Source organism: Marinobacter sp. UBA3607, from assembly GCF_002375525.1.
Taxonomy (GTDB): Bacteria; Pseudomonadota; Gammaproteobacteria; order Pseudomonadales; family Oleiphilaceae; genus Marinobacter; species Marinobacter vinifirmus.
Window position 1 is genome coordinate 198,405 of the sequence record NZ_DFLY01000010.1, and the last position, 21,979, is coordinate 220,383.

Sequence of the window (21,979 nt, forward strand, 5' to 3'; positions counted from 1 at the left end):
GTATTCATAGATGGCACAGACACGGATTCTTAAACCTGCCGACAATGCCTACCAGTATCCGCTGCTGATCAAACGGTTGCTGATGTCCGGCCCGCGTTACAACCCGGACCAGGAAATCGTCTATGCCAACCGCAGCAAGTACACCTACAAGGATTTGGTTGACCGCATTCACCGGCTGGCCAACGCCCTGACCGATGCCGGCGTGAAGCCGGGCGACACCGTGGCGGTCATGGACTGGGATACCCCGCGCTACCTGGAATGCTTCTTTGCCATCCCGATGATCGGTGCCATCCTGCACACGGTAAACGTGCGGCTGTCGCCGGAGCAGATCGTGTATACCATGAACCACGCAGAAGACGATGTGGTGCTGGTGCATGATGACTTCATGCCGATCATCGAAAGCGTGAAAGATGAAATCAAAACCGTCAAAACCTGGATTCAGGTCACCGACGAAGCCAGCGCCAAGGCCACCTCTATCGACACGCTGGGCGAATATGAAGAGCTGCTGGCAAAGGCCGACAACCAGTTCGACTTCCCTGACTTTGACGAAAACAGCGTAGCCACTACGTTCTACACCACCGGCACCACCGGTAACCCCAAAGGCGTTTACTTCAGCCACCGCCAGCTGGTGCTCCACACCCTGGCCATGACCGGCAGCATTTCCGCCTATGATGAAATGCCCCTGCTGCGCTCGTCTTCCGTGTATATGCCGGTTACCCCCATGTTCCACGTTCACGCCTGGGGTGTGCCCTATGCTGCCACCATGCTGGGGGTCAAACAGGTTTATCCGGGCCGCTACGAGCCGGAGCTGCTGGTCGACCTGATCAAGACTCACCGGGTAAGCATGTCGCACTGCGTGCCAACCGTCATGCAGATGATGATGGCCACCGAGTCCATCAAAACTGCCGACCTCAGCAACTGGCACGTCCTCATTGGTGGCAGCGCACTGACCAAAGGCCTGTGCGACGCGGCGGCGAGGCTCGGCATTCACATGTACACCGGTTACGGCATGTCGGAAACCTGCCCGCTGCTGAGCACCACGCACCTGAAGCCGGAAGACCTGGACCTGCCGCTGGAACAGCAAACCGCCATCCGGGTGAAAACCGGTATCGCCGTGCCCATGGTCGAACTGGAAATTGTTGATCCGGATGGCAACCCGGTACCCCACGACGGCGAAGCCAAGGGCGAGGTGGTTACCCGTGCGCCCTGGCTCACCCAGAGCTACTTCAAGGAACCTGAGAAGGGTGAAGAGCTGTGGCAAGGTGGCTGGCTGCACACTGGCGACGTGGCGTCCATGGAGCCGGATAACACCCTGACCATCAAAGACCGCATCAAGGATGTGATCAAGACGGGTGGCGAGTGGCTGTCCTCCCTGGACCTGGAAAACCTGATCAGCCAGCATCCGGCCGTTGCCGGTGCCGCCGTGGTGGGTGTGCCGGATGAGAAATGGGGCGAACGGCCCTATGCCCTGGTCACCCTGAAACCCGGCGAGAACATCGGGCTGGAAGACATCCAGAAGCACCTGCAGCAGTTTGTGGACAGTGGCGACATCAACAAGTGGGCCATTCCCGGGCAGATCGACTTCGTGGAAGACATTCCGAAAACCAGCGTTGGCAAAATCAACAAGAAGCTGATCCGGGACCAGCTGACGGACTGATCCACCCACCCCCAAAAAGCCGGTGTCTGTTTTTCAGGCACCGGCTTTTTTGTGGGTAAAAATCAGAGGCCGGTGAAGGTGAAGTCCACCTCCGGAGTGCGGCCAGCCACGATATCGGCCAGGGCCGCGGCCGAGCCGCAGGAATGGGTCCAGCCCAGGGTTCCGTGGCCGGTGTTCAGGTAAAGGTTGTGGAAATGGCTTTTGCCGATATAGGGCACGTTGGAGGGCGTCGTTGGCCGCAAGCCTGTCCAGTACTCGGCCTGGTCCCAGTGTCCCGCCCCCGGCAAGATCTCGGCCGCCCTGCGCACGATCGCCCGGCAGCGGATGAAGTCCAGGTTCCGGGTGTAGCCGTTCAGCTCAGCCGTACCAGCCACCCGAATACGGTCACCCAGCCGGGAATACACCAGTTTGTACTCGTCATCCGTCAGGCTCACCTGGAATGCCGCGTCCGGATTTTTTACCGGCACGGTGATCGAATAGCCCTTGGCCGGATAGATATTCAGGAACAAACCCAGCCGCCGGGCCAGCACTGCACTGAAACTACCCAGACAGAGTACGTAACTGTCGGCCCGCAGAACCTGGTGCCGGCCTTCGGTTAACGTCTGAACACCGAGTATCCGATCCCCCGCCTTGTCGAACCCCAGCACCTCGGTGCCGTAGCGAAACTCCACGCCGGCTTCGGCGCAACGGCGGGCCAGGGCCTGGGTAAATTTCCGGGCATCGCCACTTTCGTCATCGGCGGTGTAGGTCGCCCCGGCAATCCGCTGGCGCACATCTTTTAATGCCGGCTCCAGTTCCACCGCGCGGTCGGCATCGATTACCTGCCGGTCACAGCCCAGCTCCCGCATAATCCGCGCCGGCTCCATGGCGGCATCAAATTCCTGCTGGCTGGTGTAAAAATGCAGAATGCCTTTCTCGAGATGGTCATAGTCAAGATCCAGCTCTTTACGCAGAGCCTGCAACTGGCTCCGGCTGTAGATGCCCAGATTCACCATCTGGCGGATATTATGGGCCGCCCGGGCAGACGTACATTGAGTCAGAAAGGAAAGCCCCCAACGCCACTGGTAGGGGTCCAGGCGGGGCCGGTAAAGCAGCGGGGCTTCGGGCTGGAACAGCCATTTCAGAATTTTCAGGGGCGCGGAGGGGTTAGCCCAGGGCTCGGCATGGCATACGGAAATCTGGCCGCCATTGGCATAGCTGGTTTCAAGGCCGGCCTGCGCCTGGCGATCCACAACCGTTACCTGGTGCCCCTGCTGCTGCAGAAACCAGGCCGTTGTGATACCCACAACGCCCGCGCCCATGACCACTATGTGCATACCTGCCTCCCCTCAACGTCTGAATGTAGTGAAGCGTCAGCCGCCGGCCCTTTTAACCGTCCACCCCTTTTGTTCAAGCAAGGGAACCAGAAGGTCCCGCTGGTCGCCCTGAATCTCCACCACGCCGTCTTTTACTGTACCACCTGTGCCGCATTTGGCTTTTAGCACTTTGGCGTAGGCCTTGAGTTCTTTGTCGTTCAGGGGAATACCGGTAATCAGCGTTACACCCTTGCCCTTGCGACCCTTGGTTTCTCGGCTTACCCGCACCACGCCGTCACCGGCCGGTCGTTCCGGCTGACCACAGGTGCACTCGGCCACTGGCTGCCGGCACTCCGGGCACATGCGGCCCGTTTCAGTGGAAAATACCAGGCCGCCGTTTCTGTTCTTCATACCCATGGTTGATCCCGTGTACTGATCAGTTCAGGCCCGGAGGGTATTTGGAAAACATCTCGGAGACAACCTCGTCAATCAGCTTGCGCCGGGTTTCCGGAGACTGGTTTTCATTCAGGTAGCGACGACTGGCTGCGCGCCAGACCACCTCTTCGTTGCGCCGGTCGGCCAGCTCAACCACCAGCTTGCCTTCGGTGATTTCCCGCACAGGTGGCGGTGCCGACAGGGCCCAGCCAAAGTTACCCCGGCCAAAGCCGAAACCCAGCCCGACGCCTACCTGCTCCAGGCGCTCTTCGGGCACAATCTGCCAGCTCACCAGCAGGTCAGCCTCGGTATTGGGCAGCTTTTTCATCGCCTTGCGGGTAAATTCACGCTCAATGGCATTACGAACCCGGCTGTCATCCAGCGAGGTAAAACCGGAATCCTGCTGGTTGGGTGCAAAGGCCCAGCTGGCGTAGTTACCGAACACGGTTGCCGAGTTGTAGTCCGTCACGACATTGCTGGCACAACCGGCCAGAACCAGCGCCATTGCTGCTACAAACAGAATACGCATCGCTCTTCTCCCCTGTTTAATTGGCCGCTTGATCCAGTATACGCCGGCAAACGGTCAGCCGGATGCTGCTAACTTCTATGTGTCAAAACGGTAATCGAGTTTCTGGGCATCGCAGAAGGCGGCAAACTCCGCCTGCCGCACTTCCGGCACCGACACCCGGGCATTCACACGGGAACTGTAGGTAATGTCTTCAATGGTGCCTTCGTGGCCGTCGCACCAGTGCCGTAGCGGCTGTTCATCGGCAAAGCCAAGTTCCACATCCGCCAGCACCCGTGCCTGCTGCACGGTACGGCCAACTTCCGACAACACACTCTCGGCAGCGCCTGCGTAGGCGCGCACCAGGCCGCCGGCGCCCAGTTTGATACCACCAAAATAGCGGATCACGATCACCAGCACATCGCCCATATCCTTGTGCTGGATCACGTTCAGAATGGGCTTACCGGCGGTGCCGGAGGGTTCACCATCATCGTTCATGGCGGCTTCCGCTGCCGAGCCGGGGCGGCCTATCTGGTATCCCCAGCAAACGTGCCGGGCGTCCGGAAAGTCGGCATGGGCCCGGGCAACGTGCTCGCGCACCTCGTCCCGGCTGCTCACCGGGTACACGCGGGCAATGAAACGGCTTTTTTTCACTTCCGTTTCCCGCTCAAGGTATCCTGACGGGACCGGGTAATCTTTACTCATGATACTCTCTCAACCGGCAACCGGATGTTTACCTCAAGCCCACTCTCGGGGCGGTTCCGGGCGGTAATTGTTCCGCCATGGGCCGCTACGATGTCCCGGGCAATCGCCAGCCCCAGCCCCCAGCCTTTACCACCCCGGGACTTGTCCGCGCGAAAGAACGGCTCGAACAGGTGCTGCAACAGCTCCTCCGGAGCACCTGGGCCGTCATCCGCAATATCTACCTGAAGACTGCCATCGGTGGCCGACACTGACACCCGCACGGATTTACCTGAAGGCGTGTGGTCAAGGGCATTCTGCAGCACGTTATCAAACGCCCGCTGCAATAATCCGGCATCGCCCCTTACCGACACCGCCTGGGAAGCGTCAGTAGCATCCAGCTGGCAGTCCACACCTCGTTGTGCGGCAAAGTCCGCGGCATCTTCCAGCACCCGGTTGATCAACTCCAGTGGCTGCACCGGTTCCCGCTCCATGGCGTCACCGTTCTCCGACACCCGGTACAGTGTCAGAATCTGACCGGTCATGGTTTCCAGCCGCTCATTCTGGCGCAGGATACTGGCCATCATGGCGGGGTCTGCCCCGGTGTCACTGGCCAACTCTATGGCCACCCGTTGCCGGGCCAGGGGTGTTCTCAGGTCATGGGAGATATCACGCAGAAGGTGGTTCTGGCGTTCCAGTAACTGGCACAGCCGGTCGGTCATGGCGTTGAAGGCGGTCGCCAGTTGCCCCACCTCGTCACGCCGCCGGGCAATACGCTGAGGCACCCGCAGCCGGGTATCGCCGGCGGCAATGGCCTGGGCGGTGCTCTCCATATGTTTCAAGGGCTTGGACACCAGGCGGGCAATCCACCAGCAGGCCAGGGAGATCAGGACAAACGCCAGTGCAAATTCCAGGAAACGGAACAACCTCGGGTCCAGCCAGCCGTCGCCCCCCATCCGGGGCCAGGCAACCAGCTGGTAGCCTTCCTCCAGGTTAATCAGTGCCGGCTTGTTGGGGTACCAGCCCGACTGAATCCGCTCGCGGATATTGCGCGGCAGCCCGCGATGCCCTTCTTCTTTCTCGATCAGCATCAGGTGCAGGTCAAGGCGCTCGCCCTCTGATCGCAGAAACCGCCACATTTCGCCGCGGTTTTCCAGGTTGCGAAGGTTCAGGGCCTCCCGGGCGATCTCATGCAATCCAACCTGCCGTTCAATGGCCTGCCGCTCCCGATCCAGCAGGTAACGGGTGGCGAGGTTACTGGCCACAACGGTAACGGCCATCGCCAGCCAGATCGAAATAAATATCCGCCAGAACAGCGGGAACATGAATGACTTCATTGTGCCGGTACCCGATAGCTGTAACCCAGCCCCCGCACAGTTTCAATGCGAGGCGGATCATCGTTCCCCAGCTTCTTGCGCAGGTTGCTGATGTGCATATCCAGGGTGCGGTCGTAAGCCTCCAGCCGGCGGCCCAGGGCCCACTGCATCAGGTCTGTTTTGCGCACCACACTGCCGGCATGGGCCAGCAACACCTGCAGCACTTCGTATTCGGTGGCAGTTAACTCCAGCGGAGCGTCATCCTGGTAAATACGCCGCTGCCCCGGTTCTACCCGCAAGTCACCATAGGTTCGGGTAGCATCCACATCGGTTTTCTGGTCCCAGGCAATACGGCGCAGCAACGCCTGCAGGCGGGCGACCAGTTCACGGGGGTTACAGGGTTTGGGAATGTAATCGTCAGCACCCACTTCAAAGCCAACGATGCGATCGGTTTCGTCGCCGCGGGCGGTCAGCAGAATCACCGGCAAATGGGTCTCGGCTCTCAGTTCACGCAGCACATCCAGGCCGTTGATATCCGGCAGCATGATGTCCAGTACCACGATATCGCAATCGTGGGCCAACGCCAGTGCCAGTCCGTCACGGCCATTGGCGGCCTCACGCACGCTGAAACCCTGGGTGGTCAGATACTGCGACAGCAGTTCCCTGAGTTCGTCATCGTCTTCAACCAGCAGTACCCGGTTCTGCATATCCGTTTCTCTCCTGTTGCCCGGCAACAGTCTAACACGGCGCCCGGGCACGGCTGACGGCCAAGCATTTGCCTTTACCGAACCTTTACACCAGCCTGACACCAACTGACGTTGCACCGGCGTACTATGATCACCACAGGAACACCAACCGATGAGGCAACAACCATGAAAGCAAAAACATCCTTACTGACCGCCGGCGTACTGATGGCCGCCATGTTCGCCGCCAGCCCCGCAGCTATGGCCCAGGATCAGGGCATGAAGAAGCAGGGTGGCAAATGGGACCAGAAAGAAATGTGCGAGAACTTCCGCGAAGGCAAAGGCAAGTTCAGCGCCGAGTACCGTGAAGAGCGCCAGGCCGAAATGCAGAAATACCGGGCTGAAATGGCCGACCGCCTGAAGCTGACTGACGAGCAGCGCGAGATCTGGGACGAGATCCACCAGGAGCGTCAGCAAAAGCAGCAGGAGCGTATGGGCAAGTGGCAGCAGAAGATGGAAAAGCGCTGCGGTAACGCCCAGAAGTGATCACAAGCCGGGTTCTGTCGTATGGTATAGGGAAAGTTAACAGAGCATGCCCGAAACCATGGCAGAACCCGCCTCACCTGACATCACCCTGACCACCTGCGCCAGCATCACGGACATTCCCCGTGACGACTGGCAACGGCTGGCCGGGCGCAGCAATCCCTTCCTGCGCTACGAATTCTTTCAGGCGCTGGAAGATTCCGGCTGTACCCGCACCGAAACCGGGTGGACACCCTGCCACCTGGTTTTTCGCATACAAGGCAAGATCTGCGGCCTGGCCCCGGCCTACCTGAAAAACCACTCCAGGGGCGAATACGTGTTCGACTGGAGCTGGGCCGAAGCCTACCAGCGTTACCAGCTGCCCTATTACCCGAAGCTGCTGATCGCCATTCCGTTTACCCCGTCACAGGGGCCAAGGTTATTGCTGGATGCTTCGTTACGGGCGCAACTGACGCCCGCCCTGCTCGATCAGTTACTGGGCAATCTGACACAGCAGCTGGGCGCCCATTCCTGGCACCTGCTGTTTCCGGATGCGCCGGACCAGGCCCTGCTTGGCCACGACCGGGAACTGCACCGCACCGGCTGCCAGTTCCACTGGCACAACCGTGGTTACCAGAACTTTGAGGGCTTTCTGGCGGCGCTGACTTCCCGCAAGCGTAAATCCATCCGCAAGGAACGCCGGCAAGTGGCGGATCAGGAGATTACCTTTCACACCTTCCACGGCCGGGATATCTCCGACCAGGTGCTTTCGGCGTTCTTTGTGTTCTACCAGGCCACATACCTGAAAAGAGGCCAGGCACCCTACCTGAACCAGGCCTTTTTCGAACTGCTGCGGGAACACCTGCCGGAGCACCTGCACATCATCATGGCCGTGCGCCATGGCGAGATGATTGCCGGCGCCTTATTCCTGGCCGGTGAAACTACCCTCTACGGCCGCTACTGGGGCTGCCTGGAAGAATATGACCACCTGCACTTTGAAACCTGCTACTACCAGGGCATAGAACTAGCCCTGGAGCTTGGGCTCCAGCACTTCGACGCCGGCGCCCAGGGCGAGCACAAACTGGTGCGGGGCTTCGAGCCGGTGATCACCCACTCCTGGCATGGCATTCTGCACCCGGGTTTCCGGGAGGCTATCGCTGATTTCTGCACCGAGGAGTCCGAACACGTACAGGCTTACTTCGCCGAATCACAAACACTGCTGCCCTACCGCAACGAACAACCCTGAGGTACCACGACTCTGAAACTGGGCTCGCGCGCTCTAACCCAGATAACGCACCAGGGCCGCAGCCAGCAGACCGACGGTAATCGAAGGCAAGGGTTTTCGGGTAGCCAACATGGTTACCGCGGTGGCCACCAACGCAGCCAGGGCCCCGAGATCACCGTCTACCGCCATAGGCACAATGATGGCGATCAACACCGAGCTGGCCATGGTGTTGATAAAACTCTCGACCCGTGGATTGATGCGCACGAACGACATCAGGAACACACCGCCGAAGCGGGTGACTAAGGTAACCACTGTCATGATGGCAATCAGCGCCAGTACGCCGGCGGAGGTGGTTTCAATGGTCACTCGCCACCTCCTTGCCTGAACCTGCTTTGGGCTCCAGCCAGAACAACCCGATCAAGCCGCCAGCCAGCGCCCCGACCACCACGTGCATGTTCGGCGGCAGCCATTTCCAGGCCGCCAGCGCACTGGCCGCTGCCACCAGCCAGGCCACCAGAACCCGGGGTGATTTCCGGCCGCCCAATGCCATGGTCAGCAAGAAACATCCCAGCACCATATCCAGCCCGAATGCCTCGGGGTTCTGCATAAGGCCACCGAAATACACCCCCAGCGCGGTACCCAAAACCCACGCCAGCCATAGCACCAGACCGCCGCCCACAATCACCTCCAGATTGTGGCGACCATTCTGGTAGTCCTGGGCGCAGGCCGCCCAGTTGGCATCCGTCAGCAGCAGCATCAGACCGTACCGTCGCCCGGGCGGCACCTGCTTCAACATCGGATACAGCGAAGCGCCCATCAACAGGTGGCGGGAGTTGATGGCAAACAACACCACCATCATCGGCAGCACAGACACCTCTGCGCCCCACAAATCCAGCGCACCAAACTGCGAAGCCCCGGCAAACACCGTGGCGCTCATCAGAATCGATTCAAGCGGCGACAACCCCTCCTGGGTAGACGCCAGGCCGAAAGCTGCACCAAACGCCACCACAAACAACGAAATGGGCAGCAGCCGGAAAAACTCCGCCCGCACCCTGCTCGCCTGAAACTGGTAGGAATAGTGCCCGCCAGACATCAGTCCTGACTCCCTCCTCGGCTATCAAAACAACCCGCCAGAACCGCCCGCATCTTCTCCGCACCGAGTTCATTCATCAGCGCAATATTGCGATCAGGAATCCCATCCACATCCGGATAACCATCAATCGCCGCCTCCAGACTCGCTTCCCGCAGCAAGTGCAACATGGGGTACGGAGACCGGTTGGTGTAGTTCTCCGCCGCCCCCGGTTCGGTATCGGCAAACTGGTAATCCGGGTGGAAACTGGCAATCTGGTAAACGCCCTCAAGCTCCAGATAGGCCAGCAACGCATCAGCCGCATCCAGAAACTCATTGTAGGCGTAGAAATCCTGCAACACGTCCGGATGAATCAGCAACGTAGTTTCAATCTCCGGTTCGTCTTCCAGGCGCTGCAATTCCGCATGCAGGGCCTGCAGAAGGTCGTCTTCGTTTGTAGCGTTTGTCACCGTAAACCGAACCCGGTTCTTGACCAGCTCCCGCTTGGCGAAGGGGCACAGGTTGTAGCCAACGACTACATCTTCGACCCACTTGCGAGTGGCGTTAATAACTTTGTTCTCACTCATCGGAAATTCCATTTGTTCTTAGCGAACCACTCCAAGGTAGGAGCGGACGGTTGGGTAGGCCTGTCCAAAAATGTGCGGAGCCATGGATGGCGGAGCAGAAGCGCCACATGGATGTGCCGTAAGGAGCGGTTTTTGGACAGGCCTACCCAACCGTCCGCAAACACCCGAAGCCGAAATCAGACGTAACCCTGGCTCCGAAGATAATCATCATAACTGCCACTGAAGTCGGTAATGCCATCCGCCTTCAACTCGATAATCCGCGTAGCCAACGAAGAAACAAACTCCCGGTCGTGGCTGACAAAAATCAGCGTCCCCGGATAATTTTCCAGCGCCAGGTTCAGCGCCTCGATGGACTCCATATCCAGGTGGTTGGTGGGCTCATCCATCAGCATCACATTCGGCTTCTGCAGAATCAGCTTACCAAACAGCATCCGCCCCTGCTCACCACCGGAAATCACCTTCACCGACTTACCGATATCATCCCCGGAAAACAACATCCGCCCCAGAGTACCGCGCACCAGTTGCTCGCCACCGGTGGTCCACTGAGCCATCCAGTCGGTCAGGGTGTCGTCCCGGGCGAAATCGGCGGTGTGGTCCTGGGCGAAGTAGCCCACCTCTGCGCTGTCGGTCCACTTCACCTCACCGGCATCCGGCTCATAGGCGCCAGCCAGGCACTGCAGCAAAGAGGTTTTACCGATACCGTTGGGGCCGATGATGGCCACACGCTCGCCGGCTTCGATCTGCAAATCCAGGTTCTTGAACAGCGGGCCTTCGTCGAAGCCCTTGGTCAGGCCTACCAGGGTGACCGCCTGGCGGTGCAGTTTCTTGCCCTGCTCGAAGCGGATAAACGGGCTCACCCGGCTTGACGGCTTCACCTCTTCCAGCTGGATCTTGTCGATCTGGCGGGCACGGGAGGTGGCCTGCTTGGCCTTGGAAGCGTTGGCCGAGAAGCGGCTGACAAACTGCTGCAGTTCGGCAATCTGGGCCTTCTTCTTGGCGTTATCTGACAGCATGCGCTCGCGGGCCTGGGTGGCGGCGGTCATGTATTCGTCGTAGTTGCCCGGGAAAAGTCGCAGCTCACCGTAGTCCAGGTCCGCCATGTGGGTACACACACTGTTCAGGAAGTGGCGGTCGTGGGAGATGATGATCATGGTGCTGTTGCGGGCCACCAGAATGTTTTCCAGCCAGCGGATGGTGTTGATATCCAGGTGGTTGGTGGGCTCGTCCAGCAGCAGTACGTCCGGGTCAGAGAACAGGGCCTGGGCCAGCAGCACGCGAAGTTTCCAGCCCGGAGCCAGGGCGCTCATGGGCCCTTCATGCTGCTCCAGAGGAATATCCAGGCCCAGCAGCAGTTCGCCGGCGCGGGATTCGGCGGTGTAGCCGTCCATTTCGGCGAACTCCACTTCCAGGTCCGCCACGGCCATGCCGTCTTCTTCGCTCATTTCCGACAGGGAATAGATGCGGTCCCTTTCTTTCTTCACATTCCACAGTTCTTCGTGCCCCATGATCACGGTGTCCATCACCGTGCAATCCTCGTAGGCGAACTGATCCTGGCGCAGCTTACCGAGCCGGATATTCGGCTCCAGCATGACCTGCCCGGCCGAGGGCTCCAGGTCGCCACCCAGAATCTTCATCAGGGTGGACTTGCCGCAGCCGTTGGCACCGATCAGACCGTAACGGTTGCCGTTGCCGAACTTGGCAGAAACATTTTCAAACAGGGGCTTGGCCCCGAACTGCATGGTGAGATTGGCGGTGGAGATCAAGAAAAGAACCTGCAAACGTAAGGGCCGGGACAACGCCGGCGAAGAGAAACCGCGCATTGTACAGGTTTGCAAGGCAGACTGTGAGACCGCAGAAACACCGACAAAAAGCGCTTGCCTCTGGCGGCCGGTGCGGGCAGCATTCGTGTCAGACGTTTCCGTCCATACACCCGTCATCCAACTACAGGATATTGATCATGGCACAAGCAACTGCACGCCACATTCTGGTAGACAGCGAAGCAAAATGTGAAGAACTGAAGAAGGCTATTGAAGGTGGCCAGGATTTCGCCGAAGTGGCGAAGCAGCACTCATCCTGCCCGTCTGGCCGTAACGGCGGCGACCTAGGCTCTTTCGGCCCGGGCCAGATGGTTCCCGAGTTTGACAAGGCCGTGTTCAGCAGCGACCTGAACACCGTGATCGGCCCCATCAAGACCCAGTTTGGCTACCACCTGCTGGAAGTGACTTCCCGCAGCTAAGGTTTGCCGGCCGCCTGTGCATCGCGCAGGCGGCACTGTTCCGGTTAAAACGTAAACGCCCTACTCCCCGCCGAAGTTCCCAAACGCCGCCAGCCGGGCTCCGATGCTTTCAACCGGTTCGATGACGGCTTGCTGAACACTGTTCGTGACCACCCGGGTGAAACTCCTGCCCGCCTCGCTTTCAAGAAAATCCAGATACAGGTTCATTTCCTGGTTACTGATGTCGCGATAGGTGAACAGATAGCCATCGTAGACTTGCTGGCCCACCATGCCCCGCAAAGCCGGGCGCTGGCTTTCCAGCCGTTCGCGCATTTTTTCGTGGTGCACCGAATCCCGGCTCAGGGCCGCCATGGCGGTACCCAACCCGAGCTGAACGGCGATGGTGGTATCCACTGCACTCTCGGTGGCCCGTGACGCCGCATCGAAGCGATCAAACAGCTTTTCCCGGGCCGTACCCTGGTAGCGTTTGTTCAGCTCTTCCGCCCGGCTGCGAATCTCCGGCCAGGCTGCCGGTGCGGACGCGGCGATTTCCGCCTCGGCGATCTTGCCTGCCACCGGTGTCTGGTACCAGCCGTGCACCTCTTCCAGCTGCTCCGGTGTCAGGGCAGCTTCCAGGTTGGCGACAACCCTTTGCTCTATATCGGCTGCACGAAAACTGTTGCTGACCAGAAACCCGATGCTGTCTGCCACCATGGGCGGCACCTGGCCACTCTGTTTCAGGCCGTCCTGAATGCCCCGGCTCATCATCTCCGGGTACTGGGCCACAATGTCATCTACCGGAGATGCTTCCAGAACCTCCCTGGCATCAGGCGCAGCCTGGGCCGTGCCCGCAAGCATAAAGCCGGTGATTAAAAGAGGTTTAACTAGGGAGTTCAGTCGCATTTCTCTATTATCCTGATGATCGAATCGCCCTGTTTATGACACGGCAACAGGCGCCCGGGCAAGTGTCCGTGGGGCTTCGGAGATGACAGTTTGGTAGGGATGAGCCGGAAAAAGACCAGAAAACCCCGAAAAAACCGCAACAAGCGTTTTAATGTGTGGCGCTCACGGGTGAGCTGGTATGGCCTGCCCCTGCTCGGCCTGGTCATCGGCATCTGGGCAACGCTGCGTTTCAGCCTGCTGGCGCCCGACCCGCCGGCCAACACGGACAACATCTGCGAGATTTTCCGCGAACATACCGTCTGGTATGACTACGCCCGGGCCTCACAGGAGAAATGGGGCACGCCTGTGGCTACCCAGCTGGCGTTTGTCTATTACGAATCATCCTTTCGCAGCCACGCCCGCCCTCCCCGCACCCGGCTCTGGGGGCTGATTCCGTGGAAACGACCCACCACCGCGCTGGGCTATGCCCAGGCCCTGGACCCGGCCTGGGGTGAATACCTGATTGCCACAGACGGCAGCTGGCGAACCGTTCGCACAGACATGGAATATGCGCTGGATTTCGTGGGCTGGTACAACCAGCTGAGCCACCGGCACCTGGGCATCGCCCTGACCGCGCCCGCGCAGCTGTATCTTGCCTACCACGAGGGCCGCGGCGGCTATGCCCGGCGATCCTTTGCCCAGAAACCGGCCATCAAGTCCCTCGCGCAGAGGGTTCAGAACCGGGCCTTTCGGTACCACAACCAGCTGCAAACCTGCGAAGCCGAGTTCCAGTGCTGGCGGTGGTATCAGTTCTGGCCCTTCTGTTCCGCTGAAGACTGAGTTCAGAGAGTTGCGCTGAACTCGACGGCAGACTCCAGTGCCTGCAGGCGTTCGGCCAGAAACTCCATCACAATCCGCACCCGGGCCATTTGCTGGGTGTCCTGGTTGACGTGCAACCAGAGGTCGACACTTTCACCGTCCAGGGGGTCTGACAGCCGGCGCAATTCCTTTGCCGGCTCGCCAAGGTAGCAAGGCAGAACCGCCAGCCCGGCGCCGGCCCTGGCCAGGGCGGCCATTGCCTGCAGGCTGTTGCAGCGAATGACCGAGTTTACGTTCTTGAGATGCTTGCGGTACCACCGGCCCGTTGCCAGGTGGCTGAAAGACTCATCCGGAAGAATCCAGGAGCAGGCTTCCGGCTGGTTTTCGATGTCCATATCTCGATTGCGCCGGCAGTATTTCGCAGCGCCATAAACCGCCGAATCAATCGCGGCAATGCGCTCGCCCTCGAGGGTAGCCTGGGGTTTATTTTCCGGGCGAAGCGTCAGGTCGGCTTCCCGGTGGCTCAGGTTGGCAACATCGTTGTCGGTGAGCACTTCCAGTTCGATGTCCGGATACTCCCGCACCAGTTCCGCCAGGATCGGGCTCAGCAGCTCGTTCATCATGGCGTCTTCAGCGGCAATCCGGACCTTGCCCACAGGCGCACCGTCCTGGCCCACCAGTTTGCGTTCGAGGTTTTCCATATCGGTTGCCAGCCTTTCCGCTTCCCGAAAGGCCATTTCCCCGACTGGTGTCAGCTGCAATCCGTCCCGGTTGCGCTCGAAAAACTGAACCCCCAGGGACTCTTCCATCTGGTCAAGTCGCCGTAAAACAGTGGTTTGGTGAACACCCAGCAATTCACCGGCTTTTGCGAAGGTTCCGGCTATTGCCAGAGCCCTTATATATCGAAGATAATCCCAGTCCATAGTTACTGCATATTTGCAACGTGAGTACGGAGTTTACCGTATTCAAACTGCAAATAAGAACCCCTAGAATTGTTTGCAAGTTAACGATTCCAGCCACCCGATGAAGGAGGAAGGCGCCATGATTCAGAAGTACACCGCGAGCGTTCGCCCGCAGCCATCAAGCATCCTCCACAATGGAGTGGAGATGCGCCGCCAGTATACCCGCGCCGCGACAAAACAGGTGATGCAGTTTATCGGCCGCAAACTGCGCATTGCCAACCGCAAAGCAGTTGCCGCAGCCCAGGATATGCCCCAGGTACAGGGCGGCGTATAAGCCCGGCAGCCTGAATCAAAAAACCCCGGCATGGATTCCATGCCGGGGTTTTTGTTTGCCTCGAAGAACGTTCAGAACTCCCAGATCACCTTGGCATTCCGGGCAAACCACTCGTCCATCTTGCGGTTGTAGAAATCTTCGATCACGTTGCGCTTGATCTTCATGGTGGGTGTGAGCATCCCGTTCTCCATAGTCCAGGGCTCCCGGACCACCACCACAAAGGCAACCTTCTCGTGGGATTCGCAGTCGGCGTTCACCGCTTCCAGCTCCCGGGCTAGCTCCTGCTCCAGTTCGCTGCGATCCGCCCCCCGATCCAGCTCATCACGCGCTTCTTCTGACAGCAGAACCATCAGGCAGGGTTGCGGCTGGTTGGCACCGGCCACGCATACAACCTCCGCTTTCGGGTGGTTAAACCGGTTTTCGATCGGCACCGGCACCACGTACTTACCCTTGGAGGTTTTGAACAGGTCTTTCACCCGGCCGGTGATTCGCAGATAGCCCTGCTCGTCGATTTCGCCCATATCACCGGTTTTCAGGAAACCGTCTTCGGTAATATCTTCCCGGGTTTTCTCCTCATTCTTGAAGTAACCCACCATCTGCCCGGGACTTTTCACCTGAACCTCGCCGCCATCGCCAATTCGATGCTCAACGCCGGGGTTGGCCATACCCACGCTGCCAACCCTTGCCTGTCCGGGCCGGTTGGCGTGGGAATAGCCGAAGTTTTCAGACATGCCATAAACTTCCAGCAACTCCAGCCCCAGGTTCCGGTACCAGCCAATAATTTCGGCCGAGAGTGGTGCTGCGCCGGTCAGGGCCGCCCGGCAATGGTCCAGCCCCAGTTGCTTCAATACTTTCTTTTTTACCAGGGAGCTGACCACCGGAATACTGAACAGCAGCTTCTGCTTCTTCGGCGGCAGCTTGGCATTCACCCCCAGGTAGAACTTCATCCACAGGCGAGGCACCGAGAAAAACAGCGTAGGCCGCGCCCGCTGCAGGTCTTCCTGGAAGGTGTCCAGCGAGTTGGCAAAGTAAAGATGGAAGCCGTAATACAGGGACTGGGTTTCTACGGCTGCCCGCTCCGCCACGTGGGCCAGCGGCAGGTAGGACAACATGCGCTCGGAAGAGGACACCGGGAACAACTGCTGCAGGCCGTCTGCCACCGAAATCATGGTACGGAAGCTGTGCATCACGCCCTTGGGCCGGCCAGTACTGCCGGACGTGTAGACAATGGTAGCCAGGTCATCCGGGTTCGGCAGCCTGGGCTCGGCAGGCGACTGACTGGCAACGATGTCCTGCCAGGTTGGCGTGTCGTTCCTGGGTGACATGGGCAACGAAACAATCAGCAGATCCGGAGGAATGTGACCCTTGATGTCATTCCAGCCATCCGCTGTGCCGTCCAGCTTGCCCAGGAACAGCAACTTCGCCTCGCTGTGTTCGAGCACATAGGCCGCGGTTTCACCGTTAAGCGTCGGGTACAGGGGCACGCTTACATGGCCGGCCGCCCATATGGCCAGGTCCGCCAGAATCCAGTGGGCACTGTTTTTGCCGAGGATGGCGATATTGCTGGGCTGAGGTAAGTCCAGCCCGTTCAGGTAACCGGCCATCCGCCGAACCTGGTCCGCCGCCTGCGCCCAGGTGAGGTCTTCTACCCGGCCGTCGGGGTATGGCTGGGTCAGGTAAACGTTGTCAGGATGTTTCTCTGCCCAGTAGAACAGGCTGTGAAGCGAGGTGGGTTTCTGCGGATCGATAGCCATAACGGCTCCTTATTGTTGTTATAGTCATGTTGTCTGGTCGTTATCTGAACAATTTAGTTTGTGACATTTATCAATCATGGTCTACAGTGAAGACGTCAGCGTATCAATAGCATTGCCAAGGGAGGTAGCTATGAACAAGCCGACACGTTCTGCCATGACCGCTCCAGCCTGGGGCCTGATCCTGCTGGGTTCCTGCGCCTTTTTCTACACAGCCTACGCGGGAATGCTGGGTACCTGAAGCGCCCTCAGGGCCAGCCTTCGGTACCCTGGCCATGGCTTCCAGTACCCGGCCATCATGAATGCCCCGCCCGGAAACCTGTAACTTCACCATGGCGCGACGCAGGGCTGCAAAGTCGGGATCGGTCGCGTTCATCGCGTTATCCTCCCTGAATTAGATGCCTTCCTGACATATTGCGCCTAACGCCAGACAGAAACCATCCCGATGGTGCTAACCACCAGCAGCACTACACCCAGCACCCGGAAAAACAACGAACCTTCGGCCTGGAGCATGCGGCCGTGCACATAGAGCCCGATCACATGTCCCACGGCCGCCGCCGGCAGCAGCCACAAATGATGAATGAGTTGCAGGTCGACACCCGCCCAGATAAATGCCGACAGCTTGATCAGTACCAGGATAAACCACAGGGCAAACAAGGTATCCCTGAGCTTCTCCTTGGGCAGGTGTTGCGCCGCCACCGCGATAATCAGCGGAGCACCAATCAGTGAAGTGCCACTGATGTAGCCCCCCAGCATCAGGAAAATGGTATCGACCGTCTTGCTGCCACTGCGGAACGGATGGTTGGCAATGTATGACAGTGAATACAACGCAATAATCACGAAAATGATCGAGCTCATCACATAGCCCGGCAGGGTAATCAGCCCGAATACCCCGATCAGTTTGGGCACAATCATGATCGCCAGCAGGCGCCCCAGATAACGCCAGTCTACCGTGCCCGTGCCACCGGCCTGCCGGTCCTTCGCGCCTTTCCGGTTGTTGAGCCAGATGGTGAGGGAGGAGAACACCAGCAGGTGTATCGAAATCAACGGCAAAAACACCAAAGGTTCATCAAGAACCAGTAAAAGGAACGGCAGGGACAACACGGCACCACCGAAACCCAGCCCTGACCGGACAAACCCGCTCCAGACAAAGATCAATGCAATCAGGATATACTGGACTACAGTCAGGTCAGACATGGGTAAAAGCGGGCTCCGGCATGCAGGTTAGAACGGCTGGGCTAAAAGCTAATGATGACACGGAGGGGAGACAGATGCAGGATGCCAACCGTCGCAGATTCTGGCAGAGCTGTCTGTTGGGTTTGATGTTACTGGCGCTGGCCGGAAATTCCCACAGCGACGATAGTATTATCAACCGGGTCGAGGCCTTGCAGGCCGGTGAGCCGGTGGTGGTTCTTGGCGCTCACCTGCACTCCCGGGACGCGCTCGTGCAGTTCTATGAAGCCCGAAACTACGAACCGGCATGGCGCTCTTTCCCGGCACGGGAGGAACTGCTGCAAGCCATCCGCGAAGTCTCCAATGAAGGCCTGAACCCTGGCGACTACCATTACGACAGCCTGGCGGACTTTGCGTCGCAGCCGCTGGACCACAATGGTGAGGACCTGCAGGCTGATCTCGACCTGGTATTGTCTGACGCCTTCCTGCTGCTTGCCACACACCTGCATGATGGCAAGCTTGACCAGGAAACCCGCTCCGCCCGCTGGCAACCTTCCGAACAGCAAAGGAAAATGCATGAAGTACTGGCGGCCGCCATACTGGACCACAGCATCGACAAAACCCTGCAAGGCCTGAAACCGGAAGCGCCGGCCTACCGTAAACTGGTGGCGCTCCGCAAAGAAGTCTCTGACCTTCTGGGTCAGCCCTGGCCGGTGATCGACTCCGGCCCGGCCATCCGGCCCGGGGATACAGACTCCAGAATGATTGAGGTCCGTGAGCGGCTGAGGCTGCTCGGCGACCTGCCAGCCCCGGACAACGACAGCTCAGAAGCATTCGATACCGGCTTTGCCGACCAGCTGTACAGTGATGACCTGCTCGCCGTGATTCCAGCCTTCCAGGCCCGCCACGGACTGGATCCCGACGGCATCATCGGCCGCAAAACCCTCGTGGCCATCAATCAGATGCCCCTGGAACGGCTACAACAGATAGACGCCAACCTGGAGCGATGGCGCTGGATGCCGGATTCGCTGGGCGATACCTACATCTTGGTAAACATTGCCGGTTATGAGCTGATCATGGTGGAAAACGGCCAGGAAACCATGCGCCAGCGGGTGATCGTCGGCCAGCCCTACCGGCAGACACCGGTGTTCAGTGACCGTATCCGCTACCTGGTCTTCAACCCCACCTGGACGGTTCCGCGCCGGCTGATGATCGAAGACCAGCTGCCAGTGATCCGCCGAGATCCCGGCTACCTGGACCGGCTCGGCTTCAAGGTATATCAGGGCTGGGGCGCCAACCGGGTGGAGATTGATCCAGCTACCATCGACTGGGATAGCCTGACCAAAAACAACTTCCCCTACCAACTGGTTCAGCAGCCCGGGCCGCAGAACGCCGTCGGCCAGGTGAAATTCATGTTCCCGAACCAGTATGATGTGTACCTGCACGACACCCCGGGCCAATACCTGTTCAGCCGCATGGATCGTACCCTCAGTTCTGGCTGCATCCGGGTGGAGCGGCCGTTTGAACTGGCCAATAAGTTGCTCGAAGGCAACAGCGACTGGGACCATCGGGCCATTCAGGAAGCCCTGCAATCGAGCGAGCCGATCAACGCCATCCTCCGGAACCCGGTGCCGGTTCACCTGCAGTACTGGACCGTCTGGGTTGATCGCGCCGGAACCTACCAGTTCCGGGAGGATATCTACGGGCGCGACCGCCAGTTGCTGCAGGCCCTTCGTTCCGACTGGCAAGGCAACCTGCAACTGACACCAAGGAGCCATTGATGAAACGCGCAGCCGTCACACTGCTGCTAAGTGCGGCCCTGGCAGCTTGCCAGAGCCTTCCCGGGCCAAAAGGCGATATTGCCGATGACGCGGTATTGCTGAAGGCCCATCATTGCCTTGAAGAAAAAGTGGGCGACCAGAACCGCATCCACTTCGGCCCCTGCCTGAAGGTTATCAGCATCAACGACGAGCCCCCGCAAGTCAGTGATGACGGCTTTATTACCCTGCCCGTGCGGCAGGCCATGACCATCGGAACCTCCTGCGTGTACCGCCATGCCGATGGCACCCCGATACCCAGCACCGTGCAAACCCGGGATTTCCCGGTTGCCAGCAATACCTTTACCAATGGCGGCCAGCGCTGGTACCTTCACGCCCACAAACAGGCACGGCAGGTGATCGGTTGCGAGCCCACCCTGTCACGGTCTGTTTACCCCACCCGAAAAACCGACTGAACAGAGAAACCCCATGACCCTGACCACCTGGTTAGCTGTTGTAACCATCTGCGTGCTTGGCGCCATGTCGCCCGGCCCCTCCCTGGCCCTGGTGCTGAAACAGACCATGACCGGCGGGCGCCGGAATGGCGTTGTCGCGGCGCTGTCCCATGGTCTTGGCGTGGGCATCTACGCGTTTCTGAGCATTCTCGGCCTGGCGGCGGTGATTACCGCATCGCCAACAGCGTTCACCATTCTGCAATGGGCCGGGGCGCTGTACCTGGCATGGCTCGGGTTTAAAGGGCTCACCGCCAAGGCTCAAAGCGACCAGGCCCTGCCCGAAGCTCCCAGCACCCGCAGCGCCGCCCGGGACGGCTTCTTGATTGCCTTCTTCAACCCCAAAATCGCGGTATTTTTCCTGGCGCTGTTCAGCCAGGTGGTCGGGGTGGATACCACCCTGATGGCAAAGTTTGGCTATGCCGCTACCGCACTGGTGATTGATACCGGCTGGTACCTGATCGTGGCCTGGCTGTTTTCCAACCCGAAGTGGCTGGATATGCTGAAGAAACGGGCGGTCTGGTTCGAGCGGGTGTTCGGAGCCATTCTGGTGGCGCTGGCGGGGCGACTGGTGGCCGGTATCGTAGCTGGCAAGTAGAATTCCTGCCAAACCATTACTCAACGGTAAGTGCTTCTCAATTGCGCTTCCTGAAGGGCTGTGCCACTTTTAAAGGGCACCCCTGAAACGGAGGATAGGAGATGCTCTGCTGGGCAAGGCCCCAAGGTCTAGGTTTTCACCGGTCGTGGCCCTCCGGTCACAACGAGGGCCACCCCGGCTACTGCGACCACGCCACCAGCTATCGCCATTGGCCCCAGCCGTTCATCAAACAGAATGAAGGCTTCCAGCGCCGTCACCGGCGGCACCAGGTAGAACAGACTCGCCACCTGGGAAGCAGCCCCTCTGCGTATCAGCCACATCAGAATCAGAATTGCACTTACCGACAACCCGAATACCAGCCAGCCCAGGGCAAGGCTGAACTGCAGTGACCACTGGATTTCGCGGGTTTCCAGAGTAAAAGCACCCAGGGCAAACAAGGCAGCGGCGGCGGTGTACTGGATCATGGTGCCGGAGATCAGGTCTACCCCGGTTCCGAAACGCTTCTGATAAACCGTTCCCAGCGAAATACCAACCAGGGACAGCCCCGCCCAAAGCAAGGTAACCGGTGAGAAACCCGCTCCGTTCGAGCCATCCCCGAGCTTCTCAGCCAGCACCAGGGCCACCCCCACCAATCCCATAACCAACCCTGACCACTGACGGCCCGCAACGGTTTCCCGAAGCAACAAGACCGCCGCCAGGGCCGTGACCAGGGGCTGCAAGCCAACGATCAACGATACCAGCCCAGAAGGCATGCCCTGGTCAATGGCATAGAACACGCCGCCCAAATAGGTTCCCTGCACCAGCAACCCGGTCACCGCCAGGTGCCCCGCTCCACGCCAACCCGGCCAGCGTGATTTCATCACCAGTGCCAGAACGGTTAACGGTATGAGCGTCAACAGCATACGAATCAGCAGCAGGGTAAATGGCTCTGCATAAGGCAAGCCGTACTTGGCGCCAATAAAACCGGTGCTCCACAACCAGACGAACAGCGCGGGCACAAACAGGGAGTAGTAGATCGGTGGCATAGGTTTCGGCTGCCGCTACACGAATAACAAAGCACC

General features: G+C 59.3%; 24 protein-coding genes. 9 read left to right on the plus strand and 15 right to left on the minus strand.

The features are described from left to right. Positions 1-10 precede the first annotated feature (10 nt). Positions 11-1,657 carry a fatty acid--CoA ligase gene (locus B2589_RS03415; protein ID WP_232901636.1) on the plus strand — a complete coding sequence of 549 codons (1,647 nt, stop codon included), beginning with the start codon at positions 11-13 and terminating at the stop codon, positions 1,655-1,657. Positions 1,658-1,719: 62 nt separating this feature from the next. Here B2589_RS03415 and B2589_RS03420 read toward each other — a convergent pair whose 3' ends face one another. The 6 genes from B2589_RS03420 to B2589_RS03445 all read right to left on the minus strand — a co-directional run bounded on the left by B2589_RS03420 (position 1,720) and on the right by B2589_RS03445 (position 6,596). Then, the gene (locus tag B2589_RS03420; protein ID WP_199457985.1) at positions 1,720-2,973 is read right to left on the minus strand and encodes a D-amino acid dehydrogenase; all 1,254 of its coding nucleotides are present in this window, start codon (positions 2,971-2,973) and stop codon (positions 1,720-1,722) included. Positions 2,974-3,009: 36 nt separating this feature from the next. After that, the gene (locus B2589_RS03425) at positions 3,010-3,369 is read right to left on the minus strand and encodes a translation initiation factor Sui1 (protein ID WP_232901638.1); all 360 of its coding nucleotides are present in this window, start codon (positions 3,367-3,369) and stop codon (positions 3,010-3,012) included. Positions 3,370-3,388: 19 nt separating this feature from the next. Continuing rightward, the gene (locus tag B2589_RS03430) at positions 3,389-3,916 is read right to left on the minus strand and encodes a DUF4136 domain-containing protein (RefSeq protein WP_286815619.1); all 528 of its coding nucleotides are present in this window, start codon (positions 3,914-3,916) and stop codon (positions 3,389-3,391) included. Positions 3,917-3,991: 75 nt separating this feature from the next. After that, entirely contained in the window at positions 3,992-4,597 is a 606-nt protein-coding gene (locus B2589_RS03435; RefSeq protein WP_094623827.1) for a YigZ family protein, read from the minus strand. Then, entirely contained in the window at positions 4,594-5,910 is a 1,317-nt protein-coding gene (locus tag B2589_RS03440) for a sensor histidine kinase (RefSeq protein WP_286815620.1), read from the minus strand. The genes B2589_RS03435 and B2589_RS03440 overlap by 4 nt, the downstream gene beginning before the upstream one ends. After that, a complete protein-coding gene (locus B2589_RS03445) occupies positions 5,907-6,596 on the minus strand; it encodes a response regulator transcription factor (protein WP_022987962.1) in 690 nt (229 codons plus the stop codon). Before B2589_RS03445 ends, B2589_RS03440 begins: the two co-directional genes overlap by 4 nt. A 165-nt stretch (positions 6,597-6,761) precedes the next feature. On the opposite strand from B2589_RS03445, the gene B2589_RS03450 reads away from it, so the two are divergent. Together B2589_RS03450 and B2589_RS03455 are read left to right on the plus strand one after the other, a co-directional pair. Beyond that, positions 6,762-7,118, plus strand: coding sequence for a hypothetical protein (locus tag B2589_RS03450; RefSeq protein ID WP_058341413.1), 357 nt, complete (start codon positions 6,762-6,764; stop codon positions 7,116-7,118). Between the two features lie 58 nt (positions 7,119-7,176). After that, positions 7,177-8,340 carry a GNAT family N-acetyltransferase gene (locus B2589_RS03455; RefSeq protein WP_286815665.1) on the plus strand — a complete coding sequence of 388 codons (1,164 nt, stop codon included), beginning with the start codon at positions 7,177-7,179 and terminating at the stop codon, positions 8,338-8,340. A 33-nt stretch (positions 8,341-8,373) separates the two neighbouring features. On the opposite strand, the gene B2589_RS03460 is transcribed toward B2589_RS03455, so the two are convergent. The 4 genes from B2589_RS03460 to B2589_RS03475 form a co-directional block, all read right to left on the minus strand. Next, positions 8,374-8,685, minus strand: coding sequence for an AzlD family protein (locus B2589_RS03460; RefSeq protein ID WP_094623824.1), 312 nt, complete (start codon positions 8,683-8,685; stop codon positions 8,374-8,376). Further along, on the minus strand, positions 8,675-9,412 hold the full coding sequence (locus B2589_RS03465) for an AzlC family ABC transporter permease (RefSeq protein ID WP_286815621.1): 738 nt from the start codon (positions 9,410-9,412) through the stop codon (positions 8,675-8,677). The genes B2589_RS03460 and B2589_RS03465 overlap by 11 nt, the downstream gene beginning before the upstream one ends. Then, positions 9,412-9,975, minus strand: a complete 564-nt coding sequence (locus B2589_RS03470; protein ID WP_286815622.1) for a DUF1415 domain-containing protein — start codon at positions 9,973-9,975, stop codon at positions 9,412-9,414. Before B2589_RS03470 ends, B2589_RS03465 begins: the two co-directional genes overlap by 1 nt. Before the next feature lie 176 nt (positions 9,976-10,151). Next, complete coding sequence (locus B2589_RS03475) at positions 10,152-11,738, minus strand: ABC-F family ATPase (RefSeq protein WP_286815623.1); 1,587 nt, start codon at positions 11,736-11,738, stop codon at positions 10,152-10,154. 194 nt (positions 11,739-11,932) lie between these two features. Here B2589_RS03475 and B2589_RS03480 point away from each other — a divergent pair, with 194 nt between their 5' ends. After that, positions 11,933-12,211 (plus strand): peptidylprolyl isomerase, encoded by a 279-nt coding sequence (locus B2589_RS03480; protein WP_022987955.1) that lies wholly within the window; start codon positions 11,933-11,935, stop codon positions 12,209-12,211. 60 nt (positions 12,212-12,271) lie between these two features. Here B2589_RS03480 and B2589_RS03485 read toward each other — a convergent pair whose 3' ends face one another. After that, a complete protein-coding gene (locus B2589_RS03485) occupies positions 12,272-13,093 on the minus strand; it encodes a DUF2059 domain-containing protein (protein ID WP_094623820.1) in 822 nt (273 codons plus the stop codon). 99 nt (positions 13,094-13,192) lie between these two features. Between B2589_RS03485 and B2589_RS03490 the strand changes: the two genes are divergently transcribed. Next, positions 13,193-13,912, plus strand: a complete 720-nt coding sequence (locus B2589_RS03490) for a lysozyme-like domain containing protein (protein ID WP_286815624.1) — start codon at positions 13,193-13,195, stop codon at positions 13,910-13,912. Positions 13,913-13,914: 2 nt separating this feature from the next. Here the strand turns inward: B2589_RS03490 and B2589_RS03495 are convergent, their stop codons facing one another. Then, positions 13,915-14,814 (minus strand): LysR family transcriptional regulator, encoded by a 900-nt coding sequence (locus tag B2589_RS03495; RefSeq protein ID WP_286815625.1) that lies wholly within the window; start codon positions 14,812-14,814, stop codon positions 13,915-13,917. A gap of 118 nt (positions 14,815-14,932) precedes the next feature. Here B2589_RS03495 and B2589_RS03500 point away from each other — a divergent pair, with 118 nt between their 5' ends. Next, entirely contained in the window at positions 14,933-15,127 is a 195-nt protein-coding gene (locus tag B2589_RS03500) for a hypothetical protein (RefSeq protein ID WP_022987951.1), read from the plus strand. Between the two features lie 71 nt (positions 15,128-15,198). Here the strand turns inward: B2589_RS03500 and B2589_RS03505 are convergent, their stop codons facing one another. Both B2589_RS03505 and B2589_RS03510 read right to left on the minus strand, forming a co-directional pair. After that, positions 15,199-16,881: an AMP-binding protein gene (locus B2589_RS03505; protein WP_286815626.1), complete on the minus strand. Its 1,683-nt coding sequence runs from the start codon at positions 16,879-16,881 to the stop codon at positions 15,199-15,201. 417 nt (positions 16,882-17,298) lie between these two features. After that, positions 17,299-18,075: a TSUP family transporter gene (locus B2589_RS03510; protein ID WP_286815627.1), complete on the minus strand. Its 777-nt coding sequence runs from the start codon at positions 18,073-18,075 to the stop codon at positions 17,299-17,301. Positions 18,076-18,149: 74 nt separating this feature from the next. On the opposite strand from B2589_RS03510, the gene B2589_RS03515 reads away from it, so the two are divergent. From B2589_RS03515 to B2589_RS03525, 3 genes are read left to right on the plus strand one after another with little or no spacing between them, the layout of a single operon-like run. Next, positions 18,150-19,832, plus strand: coding sequence for a L,D-transpeptidase family protein (locus B2589_RS03515; protein WP_286815628.1), 1,683 nt, complete (start codon positions 18,150-18,152; stop codon positions 19,830-19,832). Next, on the plus strand, positions 19,832-20,284 hold the full coding sequence (locus tag B2589_RS03520) for a hypothetical protein (protein WP_022987946.1): 453 nt from the start codon (positions 19,832-19,834) through the stop codon (positions 20,282-20,284). The genes B2589_RS03515 and B2589_RS03520 overlap by 1 nt, the downstream gene beginning before the upstream one ends. 13 nt (positions 20,285-20,297) lie before the next feature. Continuing rightward, positions 20,298-20,918 (plus strand): LysE family translocator, encoded by a 621-nt coding sequence (locus B2589_RS03525; RefSeq protein ID WP_286815629.1) that lies wholly within the window; start codon positions 20,298-20,300, stop codon positions 20,916-20,918. Positions 20,919-21,046: 128 nt separating this feature from the next. Here the strand turns inward: B2589_RS03525 and B2589_RS03530 are convergent, their stop codons facing one another. Next, complete coding sequence (locus tag B2589_RS03530; RefSeq protein WP_022987943.1) at positions 21,047-21,943, minus strand: DMT family transporter; 897 nt, start codon at positions 21,941-21,943, stop codon at positions 21,047-21,049. Positions 21,944-21,979 lie beyond the last annotated feature (36 nt).